This window comes from Roseiarcus sp. (assembly GCF_052145395.1).
Classification (GTDB): domain Bacteria; phylum Pseudomonadota; class Alphaproteobacteria; order Rhizobiales; family Beijerinckiaceae; genus Roseiarcus.
In genome coordinates this window covers 1-2,616 of the sequence record NZ_JBKQOT010000521.1, presented here as the reverse complement: position 1 = coordinate 2,616, position 2,616 = coordinate 1, and the positions used below count along the sequence as shown (strand labels likewise).

2 protein-coding genes are annotated in these 2,616 nt (G+C 65.3%); both read left to right on the top strand.

What is annotated here, in order from left to right; genetic code table 11:
* Nucleotides 1-2,175, top strand: a 2,175-nt coding sequence (locus tag ACLP25_RS17970) for a hypothetical protein (RefSeq protein WP_442470540.1), incomplete at its 5' end; no start/stop codon positions are given.
* A gap of 52 nt (nucleotides 2,176-2,227) precedes the next feature.
* Nucleotides 2,228-2,616, top strand: a 389-nt coding sequence (locus tag ACLP25_RS17965) for a hypothetical protein (RefSeq protein WP_442470539.1), incomplete at its 3' end; no start/stop codon positions are given.

Below are 2,616 nucleotides of genomic sequence, written 5' to 3'. Positions count from 1 at the left end.
AATCTCTCGCTCGATCTCATGGCCGGCTTCGGCGCCAATGGCGGCAATTTCGGCGTGATCCGCTTTCCGGGCGCGACCGGCAATACGGTCGACAATTTGCCCTCCTACGATCTCGTCCCGTCCGCCGCCATACAAGCCCCGATGACAGCGGCGAAAAACGCTATAAGCGTCGTAACTCCGTGGGACAGCACGCCGATGGACTATGGCCTGCAACGCGCGCTGGGCGGCGCGGCGCCCCCGTATTTCTCGCCCGCGCCGGGCGACATTGCCAATGACGTGCGTTGGATGTTGTTGCTGTCCGACGGCGCGTGGAACGTCGGCGCCGATCCCCATACGGAGATAGGCAATCTGGCGGCCAAGAACATCAAGGTGTTTTCGGTCGGCTTCGGCACGGCGGGGCAGTTCGACTCCCAGACTCTCACGGATCTCGCCACGGGCACGGGAGGCCAAGCCTATCAGGTCACGGTCGACCCGAACTACGACTACAACCAACTGGCTTCGCAGTTCAAAGCCGCGCTCAAGACCGGCCTCACCTCGCTGAGTTCGGCGGCCGATCCGGATGCGGTCTATGTTTACGGCGATCCGCCGGCCGCGCACGCCATCGTCATCACGCCTTACGACACCAAGGTCGCTTTTCTCATCACCTGGGACACGCCGCAAGTTGATCGCCTCGTTCTCACCTTACAGACGCCGCTCGGCGAAACGCTGGACCCCAACAACGCCGCGATAGGCGCCTATCCCGGCGTGACCTTCACGCAAAGCAACCGCCACGCGCTCTATATGGTCGACAGCGCCTATCTCGTGGGCGCCGGGGGGCGCGCGCGCTACGGCGTTTGGAGCATGATCGTCCAAGGAGCCGTGCTCGACACGGCGACAGCGGCGGATGTGCGCGAGTTGGAGCGCTACGCCTACGACGCCATAGTGGAATCCTCGCTGCGCCTGTCGGCGAGCCTCGGTTCGACGCGGAAGAGCGCGGGCGAGGAGATCGAGATCGCCGCCGTTCCGACGCTGCGCGGTCTTCCTTTGACCAAAGCGAACGTCGCCGTCACGATATCCGGCCCCGGCGTCAGCGTCGATAACTGGCTCGCTGGCATTCCCATCACCGCCACCGAATATGCCGCCGCGAAGGACAAGCTCGGCCAAAGCGACGTCAGCGCGCTCTATATCAAGGCCTATGTGGTTCAGCAGAAAGGCTTCGTCTACAACGCGGCGAGCAACAGCGTGACGATCCCGCTGATCGACGAAAGGGGCGACGGCCATTACAGCGCCAAATTCGCCGCCACGAGCGTGCCGGGGCCCTATTCCTTCCTGGTCAGCGCTCAGGGCCAGACCCCCGACGGCGTCGCCTATCTGCGCCAGAAACCGGCCAATGTCGTCAGCGCGGCCAAACCCGATCCGACATTCACGCTTTTGGATTGGAATTACCAGAGTTTTGCCGGTTCCACGACGCTGGTTCTCACCTTCACGCCGCGCGACCGTTTCGGCAATGTCGTTCTGCTCGATCCCGCGCGGCCGAATTTGATTGGCGTCTCGGTCCAAGGCGGCGCCACAGCGAGCCCGGTAACGACGTTGTTTGACGGCGCCTATTCGGTCACGATCAGCTATCCCTCGACCGCAACGCCAAGCGTCTCCGTCTCGGTGCTGGGCGTCCCGCTGCTGAAAGGCGAGACGCCCCCGAACCCCGCGACGCTGTTCTTCGCCAATCGCGTGTTCGACTACCGGCCCGGGCTGGAGGCCGCGCCGGGCGCCAATGCGCATCAGGACGCCTCCGCCGTGCTCGGCGACATCCGCACGCGGACGACCTTCCTTTCGCTCGGCGCCTATGGCGCGGTGACGGTCGGCGTCACGGGCGACGCGATCCTCGCCGATGGCGCTCACGATGTCGTCGTGTTCGTACAGCCCGACGTGGACCGGCGCGCCTATCGCGTCGACGCGCAAGACGCGGACTGCGGCGAATGGGTCGAGGTTGGCCATTCCCCGGGAACTTCGCAGGCATTCAGTCTCCCGCGGGCGAGGCTGCGCGCGGCCTCGCTGGTGCGCATCGTCGATCTGAGCGGACGGACGCGCGTGGCCGGGGCGCCGTCCGCGACGCCGGGCGTCAGCATTCGCGGCGTCGGCTTCGCGCGCCTGCTGGCCGCCAGCTACTGCATGGGAAGACGCGATTGCTGCGAATAGCGAGCCGCGCCGGCTCGTCAAACAACTTGCCTAACTGCTCGAGGCTGCGCGCATGGCTTTCGACGTATTTCCCGATCCGAATACAGCGGCGACCCTCGGCAAGCCCCCGTTCAAGCCGATAAGTCTCGCGGCGGGCGAGACCATGCGCGCGTTTGTCAAACTGCCGCAGCACGTCGGGCCGGACCCGACGCAGCCCGGCGTGCGCGCGACGTTCGTGCGCATCGCGCTGTGGCGTAAGCCGCCGGCGCCGGCGCTGACGCCCGGGGTCGAAATAGTCGCAATGGATCCGACTTCGAGCGGCTTTTCGCCGCGGGTCGTCGACCCCGCAGTGTCCTATTCGATCGCCACCGGCGTTCAGCTTTTTGATTCCGTCAACTCCACTAGCGCCGCCATCGCCTACTTCGCCCCTCCTGCCGCCAACAACGTGCATCTCTTGAAGGC